Origin of the sequence: Brevibacillus sp. SIMBA_040, from assembly GCF_046535075.1 — a bacterium.
In the GTDB taxonomy this organism is placed as follows: Bacteria; Bacillota; Bacilli; order Brevibacillales; family Brevibacillaceae; genus Brevibacillus.
On the sequence record NZ_JAWRXI010000008.1, the window covers coordinates 233,696 to 247,035 of the forward strand.

Annotated in this window: 12 protein-coding genes, 1 pseudogene and 3 other annotated features; of the genes and pseudogenes, 11 read left to right on the top strand and 2 right to left on the bottom strand. The window is 44.8% G+C overall.

Annotated features, from left to right (window positions below):
• Window positions 1–45: 45 nt before the first annotated feature.
• Entirely contained in the window at window positions 46–1,239 is a 1,194-nt protein-coding gene (locus SB752_RS15585; protein ID WP_410716538.1) for an MFS transporter, read from the bottom strand.
• Window positions 1,240–1,551: 312 nt separating this feature from the next.
• Complete coding sequence (locus SB752_RS15590; protein ID WP_410716539.1) at window positions 1,552–2,436, bottom strand: carboxylesterase; 885 nt, start codon at window positions 2,434–2,436, stop codon at window positions 1,552–1,554.
• 546 nt (window positions 2,437–2,982) lie between these two features.
• Window positions 2,983–3,251, top strand: a binding site (T-box leader).
• 133 nt (window positions 3,252–3,384) lie between these two features.
• Window positions 3,385–3,655: a binding site (T-box leader), on the top strand.
• A 133-nt stretch (window positions 3,656–3,788) separates the two neighbouring features.
• Window positions 3,789–4,059 (top strand) — a binding site (T-box leader).
• A gap of 208 nt (window positions 4,060–4,267) precedes the next feature.
• On the opposite strand from SB752_RS15590, the gene SB752_RS15595 reads away from it, so the two are divergent.
• The 11 genes and pseudogenes from SB752_RS15595 (at window position 4,268) to SB752_RS15645 (ending at window position 13,337) form a co-directional block, all read left to right on the top strand.
• Complete coding sequence (locus tag SB752_RS15595; protein ID WP_410716540.1) at window positions 4,268–4,396, top strand: hypothetical protein; 129 nt, start codon at window positions 4,268–4,270, stop codon at window positions 4,394–4,396.
• 31 nt (window positions 4,397–4,427) lie between these two features.
• On the top strand, window positions 4,428–5,975 hold the full coding sequence (gene ilvB / locus SB752_RS15600; protein WP_410716606.1) for a biosynthetic-type acetolactate synthase large subunit: 1,548 nt from the start codon (window positions 4,428–4,430) through the stop codon (window positions 5,973–5,975).
• A gap of 20 nt (window positions 5,976–5,995) precedes the next feature.
• Window positions 5,996–6,217 carry an ACT domain-containing protein gene (locus SB752_RS15605; protein ID WP_410716607.1) on the top strand — a complete coding sequence of 74 codons (222 nt, stop codon included), beginning with the start codon at window positions 5,996–5,998 and terminating at the stop codon, window positions 6,215–6,217.
• A 571-nt stretch (window positions 6,218–6,788) separates the two neighbouring features.
• A complete protein-coding gene (locus SB752_RS15610) occupies window positions 6,789–7,055 on the top strand; it encodes a CD3324 family protein (RefSeq protein WP_103107511.1) in 267 nt (88 codons plus the stop codon).
• 365 nt (window positions 7,056–7,420) lie between these two features.
• Window positions 7,421–8,044 (top strand): 50S ribosomal protein L4, encoded by a 624-nt coding sequence (gene rplD / locus SB752_RS15615; protein WP_410716541.1) that lies wholly within the window; start codon window positions 7,421–7,423, stop codon window positions 8,042–8,044.
• Between the two features lie 78 nt (window positions 8,045–8,122).
• Complete coding sequence (locus SB752_RS15620) at window positions 8,123–8,584, top strand: DinB family protein (protein ID WP_410716542.1); 462 nt, start codon at window positions 8,123–8,125, stop codon at window positions 8,582–8,584.
• A gap of 132 nt (window positions 8,585–8,716) precedes the next feature.
• Entirely contained in the window at window positions 8,717–10,486 is a 1,770-nt protein-coding gene (locus tag SB752_RS15625) for a methyl-accepting chemotaxis protein (protein WP_410716543.1), read from the top strand.
• Between the two features lie 123 nt (window positions 10,487–10,609).
• A complete protein-coding gene (locus SB752_RS15630; RefSeq protein ID WP_410716544.1) occupies window positions 10,610–11,641 on the top strand; it encodes a hypothetical protein in 1,032 nt (343 codons plus the stop codon).
• Window positions 11,642–11,747: 106 nt separating this feature from the next.
• Window positions 11,748–12,311 (top strand): annotated as a pseudogene (locus SB752_RS15635) (FGGY-family carbohydrate kinase); the annotation flags it as partial.
• 171 nt (window positions 12,312–12,482) lie between these two features.
• Window positions 12,483–13,085 (top strand): phage baseplate protein, encoded by a 603-nt coding sequence (locus SB752_RS15640; protein WP_410716608.1) that lies wholly within the window; start codon window positions 12,483–12,485, stop codon window positions 13,083–13,085.
• A gap of 42 nt (window positions 13,086–13,127) precedes the next feature.
• Window positions 13,128–13,337 carry a hypothetical protein gene (locus SB752_RS15645; protein WP_410716545.1) on the top strand — a complete coding sequence of 70 codons (210 nt, stop codon included), beginning with the start codon at window positions 13,128–13,130 and terminating at the stop codon, window positions 13,335–13,337.
• Window positions 13,338–13,340 lie beyond the last annotated feature (3 nt).

Below are 13,340 nucleotides of genomic sequence, written 5' to 3' on the forward strand. Positions count from 1 at the left end.
GTTTTTATTCTTGTATAGTCGCTTAAAATAGAATGATCATATCTTTCAAGCGAATTTTCGTTCAACCATATAGGAAACGATCCCCAAAAGCAGAGCGAGTCCTACGAGCATGGCTCCGACCCATGGAAGGGAAGTAATGGCAAGATGAGTAATCACCCAACCCCCAATGAAAGCGCCAGCTGCATTTCCTAGATTTCCGGCAGAATGACTGGAGGTAGAGGCAAGAGCTGGTGCTGACTCTGCTAGGTTCATCACACGTACTTGCAGCCCCGGAAATACTGCGAAAGAAGCAGCTCCCCATAGAAAAATGGTCACGATGGCAGCAATTGGACTATACATGGTAAACGTAAAAAGGGTGAGGATGATACAAACGGCAAAGTATAGACCTAGTATAGAAGGCATCAGCTTCCAATCTGCCAGCTTCCCGCCCACGATATTTCCAAGGGTCACCCCACAGCCAAAGAGGACAAGAATCCATGTAACATGATATTCTGCGAATCCAGTAACTTTTATAAGTAGTGGCGCAATATAAGTAAATACGGTGAATAGCCCTGCGTTTCCTAGTGCACCGATAAGGAGGTACAGCAGGAGCTTTGGCTTGACAAGAGCAGTGATTTGTCCAATCATGCTCCCCGCTTTTTCTTGACGGGTTTGCGGTACGAAAATAAGTATGCCAATCAATGCAATGATCCCCATAATGGCAATAGAACCGAACGATGATCGCCAGCCCATGTGTTGACCGATAAATGTCCCCAGAGGAACACCAATAATATTGGCAATCGTCAGACCTGCCATCATAATGGAAACGGCACTAGCTCGTTTGTGGGGAGGCACAAGATTGGATGCGACAACAGCCCCTACACCAAAAAATGTCCCATGCGTCAGCGCAGTTAGCATACGTGCCGCCATCAATATAGCGTAGTTTGGAGCAAAAACTGAGATTCCGTTACCGAGAATAAAGAGAACCATAAGCAGACATAGTAGTCTCTTTTGGGGGATTCGATTAGTAAGGATTGTCATAATAGGCGCACCAACGGCTACCCCAAGAGCATACATGGTAATCAGTTGCCCAGCAGATGAGATACTGACCTGTAAATCCTCTGCTACATTTGGTAAAAGACCCATTATGACAAATTCAGTCATCCCGATGGAAAAAGAACCTAGTGTAAGAGAGAGTAAAGAGATAGAAAACGATTCCTTCTTAGCTTGTTCCTTGGTAGTGAGGTGAGATAGCTCCATAAATGGAATACAACCTTTCTGCAGTTTATGTGGCTTGAATTTTGGATTAATGAGACCCAAGCGAAATAGCCTGGGTCTTTTGTGATGCGGTATTAGGAGCAGGTAATAGGATAGCCACTACCGCTGATCTTACCGTCAGGGGTATTAATTATGCCAGGAAATTTCGGCAGAGACATACAATTTTATAACATATTTAAACAAAAAGGTAGAGCTAACTAGTTATAGCTGGAATACTTACGAATTTATGTGTAGGGAAAAGGCACCCTATGGATACCGGTGCCTTCATATACCTATGGATTCAACTTTTTTCTTTCATTTATCTAAAAATCTCAGTACACGTCCATTAATGTATTCTGGCTGTTCCATCGACAAAACGTGGCCGGCATTTTTAACGATTTCCGCTTCAATACCGGGAACAAAAGTCGAAGCACGTTTTAAAGCAGGTTGTGGGTCATAAATGACTTCGTGCTCGCTAAGTAATAAGAGAATGGGAACTTTTACTGATTTTAATTCTTCGTCAGTGAAAACATACGGGAATCCATCAACTTTAGGTTTTGGATTTCTTAATTCATCCTCCCACATAACTCCAGCATGAAACTGCTTTGCAAAATTTGGGTGTAACTCGTATCGATCTCCCATCATCCACTGTAAAAAATCACTAACGCCGTTAGGCTGAACAAGGCCAAGTGCGTATTTGTAGAAATCTGGATGAAAGGATACGAATGTTTCCGCAGGGCTAAGTAATGCTGCCTTCTCCACTCGCTCGGCTGCAAGTAAAACAAAATTCATAACATGAAGCCCACCAAGCGAAAGTCCAACCATATTCGCCTTTTTGATACCCAGATTGTCAAACACATCAAGAAGCCAGTCGGCGTAACTCGTTCTCGTACCGTTTAAATCCACAGGAATACTTTTGTTCTTATCACCCATGATATCAATTGCGTATGTTCGATATTTACTGCTCCAATCAGCAATATTTGGATACCACATGGTGGAGCTAAACAATGCTCCATGAAGCAATACGAGTGGTGGTGCATCCTTTGGTCCACTTGCAATGATATGCGTTTGACCGAAACGGGAGGATACATAAAATGCTTCGTAATCGACTGGCCAAAGACCAAGGCTTTCTTCATAGGTTTGATAATAGTGAATGCCGCTGTTACTTAGTGATGGAATGCTCGATGCATGGTTAGACATACAATTCTTCCTCCTAATCGTGTTTATAATGATGTGTAAATAAATTTGGGAATCTGAATTCTACTGATACAGACTATAAAAATAATATAATACAGCATTTATAATACGTCAATTAATCAATATACGATAAAAGGTAACCCAATTGTAACAGAAAAATTTAATCTATATAACAGTTCATTCCTGTTGAATAGGGCTGGCATCGATGCTGTACATTCATTTGATTCGGCCAAGCGTTCAATTAGGAGGTAATCAGCGAAGAAGGCAGACGGAGGACCGGACGGATAAATGGTTGGAGGTCCAGGGAGTTGAATTTTAGGGACTGGATATAGGTGCAGCGTCGGGAGGGTTTTCCGTACCCTGAGTGAACCCTTGATCGAATCTTTGCTTGGTATAACGCCATTACCTGGGGGACATCCAAGCGGCGCATGGCAAAAGTTCTACAGATCTGACCGGTTAAGCTAATGGATAACGTAGTTCACCAGCTTGACAAAAATGATTTCTAAAAATTATAATCAATTCTAACAATAACAAGAGAACTTTTTCTAATAGATGGCGTAGAAGAGGACAAGTAGAATCAGGCTCTAGTGCAAGAGAGCCGTCCCATGTGCTGTAAGGACGGTCATTACTCTAATTCGAATATCACCTCTGAGCCTTGTCTGCGAACAACAAACTTCTGTAGCAGTAGTGGACAACGACATGGTTCTCGTTACTGAACCGAAGTCTGAACTGATGATCCGTCAGGGACGATCTTCTTAAGTCTGCCTTTTGAAAAAGGCGGAGAAGCTGAGTGGTACCGCGAGACTCTCGCCTCAGCAACCAATCGGTCGAACATTGGATGAATTTCAATGTTGCCTATGGTTGCGTGATGCGGGAGTTTTTTAGTGGAGAGGATGACGGTTCATGATTGATGGAGAAATTGAGATTATCATACCAAAACTCATAAAAGAAAAAATAGCGTGGAAGAGGACAAGTTGAATCAGGCTCTGATGCCAGAGAGCCGTCCCTTGAGCTGAAAGGACGGTCATTACCCTAATTCGAATATCACCTCTGAGCTTTGTCTGCGAACGACACAATTGTGTAGCAGTAGTGGACAACGACATGGTTCTCGTTACTGAACCGAAGTCTAAACTGACAATCTGTCAGGGACGATCTTCTTAAGTCCGCCTTTTGTAATATTGGCGGAGAAGCTGAGTGGTACCGCGAAACTCTCGCCTCAGCAACCAATCGGTCGAACATTGGATGAAATTCAATGTCGCCCATGGTTGTCTGAGGCGGGAGTTTTTTAGTGGAAAGGATGACGGTTCATGATTGATGGAGAAATTGAGATTATCATACCAAAACCCATAAAAGAAATAATAGCGTGGAAGAGGACAAGTAGAATGAGGCTCTGATGCCAGAGAGCCGTCCCTTGAGCTGGAAGGACGGTCATTACCCTAATTCGAATATCACCTCGGAGCTTTGTCTGCGAACGACGCAATTGTGTAGCAGTAGTGGACAACGACATGGTTCTCGTTACTGAACCGAAGTCTGAACTGACAATCAGTCAGGGACGATCTTCCTAAGTCCGCCTTTTGTAATATTGGCGGAAAAGCTGAGTGGTACCGCGAAACTCTCGCCTCAGCAACCAATCGGTCGAACATTGGATAAAATTCAATGTCATCGAATGGTTGTTTAAGGCGGGAGTTTTTTTATTAAATAACCCAATTTATACATTTGAAAGGTGGCATATTGAATGGATGTAAAACAAGAATCATGAGTCTAAATGAATGGGAAATGGGAAGGGGCAAGGACTTTCCGAGTGAACACTCAACGAAGGGGATGATGACCAAGTATGGAACAATCAAAAAGCGATGCCAACGTGAAAATGACAGGTGCCAACAAAGTAATTGAGACCTTGAAACAATTAGGGGTAGATACGGTATTTGGCTACCCAGGCGGGGCGATTTTTGCCGATTTATGATGCCCTGTATCAAAGCGGGATTCGACACATTTTGACCAGGCACGAACAAGCAGCAATCCATGCTGCAGAAGGGTACGCGAAGTCGACCGGGAGAGTTGGGACAGTCATTGCAACCTCAGGTCCAGGAGCGACGAATCTGGTAACAGGCATAGCAGACGCCTATATGGATTCGGTTCCCCTTGTTGTCATAACAGGCCAGGTTGCCTCCTCATTCATCGGTACAGACGCATTTCAAGAGGTCGATGTTATCGGAATCACGGCACCCGTGACAAAATATAGCTTTCAAGCACGGACTCCGGAAGAACTGCCAAGCTTGCTTGCGGAAGCGTACCAGATCGCTTCAACAGGTAGACCAGGTCCGGTCCTTATTGATATCCCAAAGGACATCGCGAGTACCCATTGCATGTACCAAACTTCCTTACCTGGGACGAAACGAATCAAGCAAGCCATATCTGAAATCGATAGGGATCAAATGGAAGCGATCCGTCAGGCAATCTCACAGGCAAAACGACCGCTTCTTTACATCGGTGGAGGGATTGTAAGTGGTAACGCTTCAGAGGAATTACTCCGATTTGCCAAGGAAACCGGTATCCCAGTCTGCTCGACATTGATGGGATTGGGAGCGTATCCTCCCGATGAGCCCTTGTTCCTTGGGATGTTGGGTATGCATGGAACATATGCCGCCAATATGGCTGTGTATCATTGTGATCTCTTGTTGGCATGTGGTGTTCGTTTTGATGACCGGGTTACAGGGAAACTAGAGCGATTTTCTCCACAGTCTACGAAAATTCACATCGATATCGACCCATCTGAACTGAGTAAAATCGTTCCTGTTGACTATTCACTAGCCTGCGACGTGAAAATAGCCCTACAAGCTTTGTTACTAGCTTCTCCAACACCTGATTGTGAGAATTGGAGAATGCAGGTGCAGCAGTGGGCGCAAGAGCATCCACTTTCGTATGATCAGGATCAAAATGGTGCATTGAAGCCTCAATTCGTCATTGATTTGTTGAGCAACCTCACGAATGGAAATGCAATCGTCACAACCGAAGTAGGACAGCACCAGATGTGGGCGGCACACTATTACCGTGCCAAGAAGCCTCGAGGGTTCCTTACATCTGGAGGACTCGGTACGATGGGATTTGGTTTTCCTGCCGCGATAGGCGCTCAAATCGCTAAACCTGAATCAACCGTTGTTTGTATCGCGGGAGACGCCTCTTTTCAGATGAATATTCAGGAATTGCAGACCATTGCCGAACTAGACATCCCTGTGAAGGTGTTTATTATCAATAATCGCTTCCTTGGAATGGTTAGGCAGTGGCAGGAGATGTTTTATGAAAATCGTTTGTCAGAGTCACAGATAGGTGGGCCAGATTTTGTCAAGGTAGCTGAGGCGTTTCGTGTGAAAGGATTACGTGCCGAAACGGTGGCAGATGCGGAACTTGTCATCCTTGAAGCCCTTGCTCATCCGGGCCCTGTCGTTGTGGATTTTTTGGTAGAAGAGAGCGAGAATGTTTTTCCCATGGTACCACCAGGCAAAGCGAATAGCGAATTAATCATGAAAGGGTGGGAAGAGTGAACGAACAAACGATCCAAATGATGGTGGTCAATCACCCAGCAACTTTTCTGCGAATCCTGGGTGTATATTCTCGTCGAGGAATTCAGATAGATCATATGTCCATAAATAGAGCGGATCAACAGCATCTATCCAACGTAAGAATTACCGTCCAATGCGATTCCAGATTGATCGATCACCTCATCAAACAGTTGGCAAAGCAAGTTGACGTGATCAGCGTTTTCACATGCTCTGACCCATCTTAAAAACAACTTTTAGTTCCATACCCTTCTCTTTATAATTGTAATGTAAAAGCCAGTATGCTAGAATTTTGCTGACACTTAACGAATGGAGTTGAAGAGGGTAATGTAATATTTCTTGCCGGTTTTTTAAAGAATAAAGCATTGTTTTATTCTTTGTTGGCGAGATAGTTACCTTATTCTTTTCACTCAGAAAATATATCCTTTTTATACCCTGTACTGGGTTGGATGTGCCGTATTTTTTGAGCTACAAGAAAGGTAACTTTCTTGTAGCTCTTTTTTATTTTGACAAGTAAGAGGTGGTTAGAAGAAGGTCCGAAACGAAATCTAACCGCTGATGAAATTACGATCAACCTTTGGCCTGGACATCGAAGAATTACAGTTTCCACCATCGGAATTTTGCCGGGTATCGATCAATAAAGGAGAATGAATTTTGTCTCATAAAAATATTACAATCACCCATGTTCCATTCCATGCAAAGACAGATATGTGGTGATATTTGCATGGAATAACATCATCACCAATCATGCTGGCTTTGCTACTTGAGATATTTCATTTATTCAAGGAGTGAGTCTACATGAGATATATCAACGCTAATGAAATTCTCCCAAAAGAGTTGGTTGAAAAATTGCAAGATTATGTACAAGGTGAATACATCTACATTCCCGCAATAAAAAATCAACATAAAAATTGGGGAGAACAATCCGGTTTTCGTAAAGAAATTGATAAGCGAAATAGTGAAATAATTAAAGGATATACTTCTGGTAATTCGATTCAAGAACTTGCGGAAACCTACCATCTTTCTGTTTATGCTATCAGAAAAATAATATATAAATATCGCTGAACTGTGGTCCTAATTTGGGACCAGTTAAAAACACTACGCTGTCAGAAGATGATCCCTGTACTCACATGGGATCATCTTTTTTAATGTCCCCTGGTGTAGAAAGAAAAAGAGATTTGAGTGTTTGAGCAGAGCTCTAAATCTACCTTTAGGGACTTATCTTAAAGGTTATACCAAACATTACAGAACCGTTTTGTATATAGTTTATGGGATTTCTATCTGTTAGCTTTATAACTACAGGTTCTTCTAAAATGTAGCAGGACAAACGGAGGTTAAAATAATGGATGCTATAGTAAATATACAAAGAACGTTAATCAACAGATGTGGGTACCGATACCGTGAAAGTTTAAGGTCTGGAGGAAAGATTAATGTTGAATATTACCATTTTTAATATGGAAGGTATTCATGTTGGTGAAATGGAACTTGAAGAATCCATTTTCGGTATAATTCCAAATGAATCTGTAATGTATGATGCAGTTATAAATTATCTAGCAAATAATCGCAGTGGAACGCAATCTGCATTAACACGTGGTGAAGTTAGAGGCGGTGGCAGAAAACCGTATAAGCAGAATAAAATTGATAAATCTAGAGCAGGTTCGATTCGTATGCCTCATTGGCGTGGCGGAGGAGTTGTGTTTGCTCCTAAACCTCGCGACTACAGCTACAAACTCAACAAAAAGGTTAAGCAGCTCGCTATAAAATCTGCATTATCCAGCAAAGTACAGAACAAAGAATTCATTGTCGTCGACGAGATCAAGTTAGAAAATTACAGGACAAAGTCTATAGTAGCCATGCTGAATGCTCTTGGAGCAGAGAAAAAGGTGCTAATTGTTACACCTATGATAAATAACTTTGTTTTTAAAAGCGCCAATAACATACCCGGTGTAGAAACCGCCGTTGCTGATTCACTTAATGTTTACAATGTTCTCAATTGTGATAAATTAATCATCACTAAACAAGCTGTCACTATGATTACGGAAATGTACTCGTAACGAAAGGCATCAATTGGTGTAACAAATCAGCAGTGGATCATCATATATCAGGTTGACCAATATGAGGAGGTATGAAACATGAGAACAGATTTTATTTTCGATATATTAAAAAACCGCCACAATCAATTGGTAGAGCTGGTTGCACAATGCCCGGAGGACAAGCGTAATCTTGAGCCAGAAGGCTTCAAGAATAGCATACATTGGCATATTGGTCATGTGCTTGCTGTGACCGAGTTCCATATATTCGACCTTTCGAAATTCCCACTGAATAAGCGGCTTCCCGCAAGCTACCAGTACTTTTTTGCCTATGGAACGAAGCCCTCAGACTGGCATACCGAACCACCTGCATGGGATGTGCTAATTGACCAATTAAGGAAGCAGCCGGACGAGATCCGGGAATTGCTGGAGGGTAAGCTGGACGTACCTGTAAAAGAAAACTTTTTGAAGGCCGAGACGTATGGCGAGCTGATTGTCTCCACGGTATTGCATGCGACCGATCATATCGGCTTTGTCTCTGCCATGCTGAAGGCATTGAAATAATCTTTAAGATTCTGATCCATGACAGCAGTTCAAAGGGTACTTTGGGCTGCTGTTTTTGATCATCCGATTTCATCCGGGTGCAAAATATGCTGCACTTGTGACAGGGTCTATCGGCTTTACGGGAGGATATACATGAAAAAAAAGACAAAACCAACTAGAAGACAATGGCGGTTCACCATCCGTAATAAATTGCTGGTCATCTCGCTCGCAATCCTGATCATTCCGGCATTGCTGGTAGGAGTTATGAGCATCTGGGTTTCAGCCCGTGAAAGCGACCTGCAGACGGAGACCAATCTCCGAAACACGGTTCATATGGCTGCGGAGCTGATCGTTTCGTTCGAAGATGCTGTTAAGAAAGGCTCATTACGCAAGGAAGAGGCACAGGAGAAGATGAAGCAGCTGCTTCTCGGGCCAAAGCAGCCGGATGGTACACGGACAATCAATACAAATATAGATATTGGCGAGCACGGGTATTTTTTTGTTCTAAACGAGCAGGGTGATCTGGTTGCCCACCCGACACAGGAGGGGGAGAAATTTTGGGACATGCAGACAAGTGACGGCTTTTATCATATCCGGGATATGCTTCAGAAGGGTCAGCAGCCAGGAGGCGGAGTTACCGTATACAGGTGGCCGCTGCCCGACTCGAAAGCTGACGCTATGAAAATTGCCTATTCGCTAAGGGACCCAAACTGGGGATGGACGATTGTAGCTGGCTCCTATATCAAGGATTATAACGCAGGACAGCAACGTATTGTGCAGGGCACAGTGTATACGCTGCTGAGCTGTATTGCAGTCGGCGGGATTATCGTTATCCTGCTCGCGACGCGTCTTACCAAGCCGCTTGTCCAGTTGACGCAGCTGGCCAAACAGGTCGCTGGTGGCGACTTGTCACAAAGAGCGATTGCCATACATAGCCGGGATGAAATTGGCGACCTCTACGCCTCTTTCCAGACCATGCACAGCCGATTAAGAGAGCTGACGCAAGGGCTACTGTCCCATGCTGCTGCCCTGTCATCGTCCTCCCGCGACTTGACTGTCACCTTCGGGGAGACGACAGCAGCCACAGACCAAATTTCCGTATCTGCACAAGAAGTGGCCTTGAGCAATGAAACGCAAAAAAGGAGCCTGCAAGAGAGCACCTATGCAATGGAGGAGCTGTCAGCCAGCGCACAGCGAATTGCATCCACCTCATCGACAGCTTTTGAGGCTTCACAGGCTACCTTAAGCCATGCCGAACATGGAAACGAGCTGATTAGACAGTCAGCGGAGCAAATGCTTGCCGTATCTACAACGGTGGGCGACCTCTCACTGATCGTCAATCAACTGAACAAGCGGTCGCATCAGATTGGTGAGATTATTAATGCGATGACGACCATTTCGTCGCAAACGAATCTGCTGGCGCTGAATGCAGCGATCGAGGCTGCACGGGCGGGTGAGGAGGGCAAAGGATTTGCAGTAGTTGCGGATGAGATCAGAAAGCTAGCGGAGCGCTCCAGGATATCCGCAATGGAGGTCACTGAGCTGATTCAGGCTATTCTCGCCGATATTAATAAAGCCACTACTGCTATGGATCAAGGGGAGCAGGAGGTGCAGACTGGCGTTGATTCCATCCGGCACTCGGGGGAAGCGTTCCAGAGAATTCTGGTCGCCACACGTAGCGCCGTTTATCACGTACAGGAAACCTCTGCTGCGGCTGAACAAATATCCGCAAGCTCCCAGGAGTTCCATGCTTCCCTGCAGGAGATCGATCACATGGCAGTTCGGTCCAACGATCTTGCACAGACGATTTCCACCACCACTGCTGGACAACTTGCAGCCATGGAAGAAATCTCCGCATCAGCGGATTCGATGAGTCGGATATCAGAAGAAATGCTTCAGATCGTGAAGCAGTTCAAACTATAAGCCCGGCAACTGTGAGGAAATCAAAAGATAGTCTCTAACGCCCCTATATTCCCGTATTGATGAATGGCAAGACATGAACGGCCCTGAATTAAAGTCGAGATCAATATGGAGAGTGAGTATGGTTTGACCATAGTAGCTGCTTACAAGCAAGATAATTCCGTTTCAATTGTTTCTGACTTTCAAGTTTCCATTCGTCGCGGTGAAAATCACGTTGACTCGATACTAAAATACTTTCAGGTTGACGATCGAATGGGCTTCTTTATGGCTGGATCCGTATACGTATGGAAGTTGATTTCTGAAACCATACATTCTATTGCAGACCAAATTTCGTTAGAAAATGTCAAGTTATTAAATGGTCCACTTTACCTCTTGCTAAAGACGTTAATGGAGACAATACCCTATGACCCAGATGAACCCATTCCGACAATAGCAGGAATTGGTGTATATTGGCATCCTACCCAAACAGTTTATTTTGAACTTCGTGGAGAATTGGGAAGTGGTATCTTACTTTCTCCAATGACAGATGGTATTACCGTACTGGGGATCGGGAGTGCGATCCCTGGAATTCACGACCTATTAGCGAGAGCAGTCCATAGAAGCATCATTTATGAACCTGAATATCATCCACTTGTTAGAGCTGAAGTTATTCGGAATTCGCTTAAAGGGATTTTGAATCGTTGTGGATCTTCTTCTTTTCAGAGGCTGGGGATTTCCCACGTATTTAATATCGCCTGGATGAATGGAACAGGCTTTTGCATGGAAGTAGAAGAGTTCATGGATCACTCTTCAACCTATCGAACAACCAGCTTTGATGCCCCATCCTATATTTCCGATAACAATACCATCTATATACTCGTGGAGCGTTTAAGCTCATCAATGATTCAAAGGATTTTGTATAAAACGTATGCACATCAACTGGTTGATAGCAGCGTTATAGCCGATCCTCGATATGATCGGTTATGTGAGGTTATTCTTAGAGAGCCAATCAATCATGTGTTAGCAACTTTTGAAAATGCACCAAGGTCTGGGAATTATGGTTTAATTGTGCCCTACAACAAACAGGCTTCCTTTGAAGCTGGGATAGCTACCATGGTTTTAGATCATGCATGGATGAGTCAGCATGTGGAGAATTATGCAGATATCTATAGTCAGTGAGTATTGAAAAAGTCATATTATTCTTTGGTGATAATGATCAAACTGCGTAAGCTGCAGCCATAGCAACTAATTTAATCATGAGAAAAAGAGCAACTTCAGTCATAGCGAGGTGTGTGTAGAGGGTGTAAGTAGTGTTGAAGAAGATGGAATCATAACGGGCTTGTACGGGTATGAAGCAGGACAGCCGGCTGTTGGTGATCTGTTCGGCTGGTACTGCAATCAGGCTGTACCCGGCTATGTGCAGGAGGCGGCAGCAAAAGAGAGTGTCTGTGTACACGCGTGGCTGGAGCAAAGAGCTGCGAAGCTGAAGCCTGGACAGCATGGACTTCTGGCTGTGGATTGGTGGAACGGCAACCGGTCCGTTCTTGAGGTTGCTGATTTGAATGGGCTGATTGTCGGCCTTACCCTGCAAACCAAACCGCATGAAATTTATCGGACATTGCTAGAATCGACCGCATTTGGGACACGCAAGATCATGGAAGCTTTCGAAGAGGCAGGGGTAGCAGTGAATGAGATCTTTGCCTGTGGTGGCTTGCCCAAGCGAAATCGTTTGTTCATGCAGATTTACGCGGATGTGACAGGGCGAGAAATTAAGATCGCCGCTACTGCAGAAACAACAGCGCTCGGAGCCGCCATCCACGGAGCGGTCGCGGCTGGAACGGATTTGGGTATCGACATGGATAACTGGACTTACAGTCATAAGTTTACTGACTTCTGCCGCACCTATGGCCTATGCAGAAAAGTCGCCATTGAAGTCGAAAATGTTTGATCTGTCCGAGCCGGCAGACCAGCTTATTCGGGACAAAGAGCTGCATAACGGCACAGTCATGCATCGTTTGCCATTGATGATGTGCATCAAAAAATCTATGTCCTGCAGCAGATGGCAGGTGGTCAGCAGCTACCGGGTGAAAGCGGTCCAGTCACGGGAGCGCAGCGCGACAAGAACGGCGACATGACCTTAACCCAGCTGGATTTAGAAGGCAACAAGCTAGGCTACATGTTCCTGAAAGGCTTTGGCCACGGCGTACAGATGGGAGTCGAAACAGACGGGGATACCACGTACTTGTGGACGGAAACGGATTCCGTCACAGAAGGCAGCAGCGGGTGGGGAACGCAGCTCGCACGGTTCCCTTTTGAAAACGGCAAGATTTTGACGCCCGACTCGGAGGAACTACTGAAGCACCAGCTGATCGAAGGGGCAGACCGAACCACGGTGAATATTGATCAAGCAAATGGGCTTCTGACGATGCGCTACCGCCAGGACGGTGCATTTCGGTTTGGTGTTTTCGAGCTGGATAAGGTAGTGCGCCATGAATATGAGCCTATCGCGGATGTGGCACAGCCTAGCATGGGGACTTTCCAAGGCTTTGCTTCCTACGGTGGATACCTGTACCTGCTCGAAGGCAACTCCTACGGATCAAACGGCTCTGTGGAGCCAATGTGAAATATCTATATTACGGTTGTCAACCTGAATACAGGTGCTGTAGTGGACAAACAACTAATACCAGCAGGGGCGGATCTTTCTTTCCGTGAAGAGGGATTGGCTGTGCGAATTCCTGACGCCAAGCATCCTCAAAAGGCAGAGTTTGGTATCGGTTTCGCCTCCAGCTTTACACCGCTGCGATTGGCGAACGTATTTACTTTCGACCGTTTGTTGCCAGAGCAGGCGATCGTGAACAAAAGTAGCAAGGATTGACTC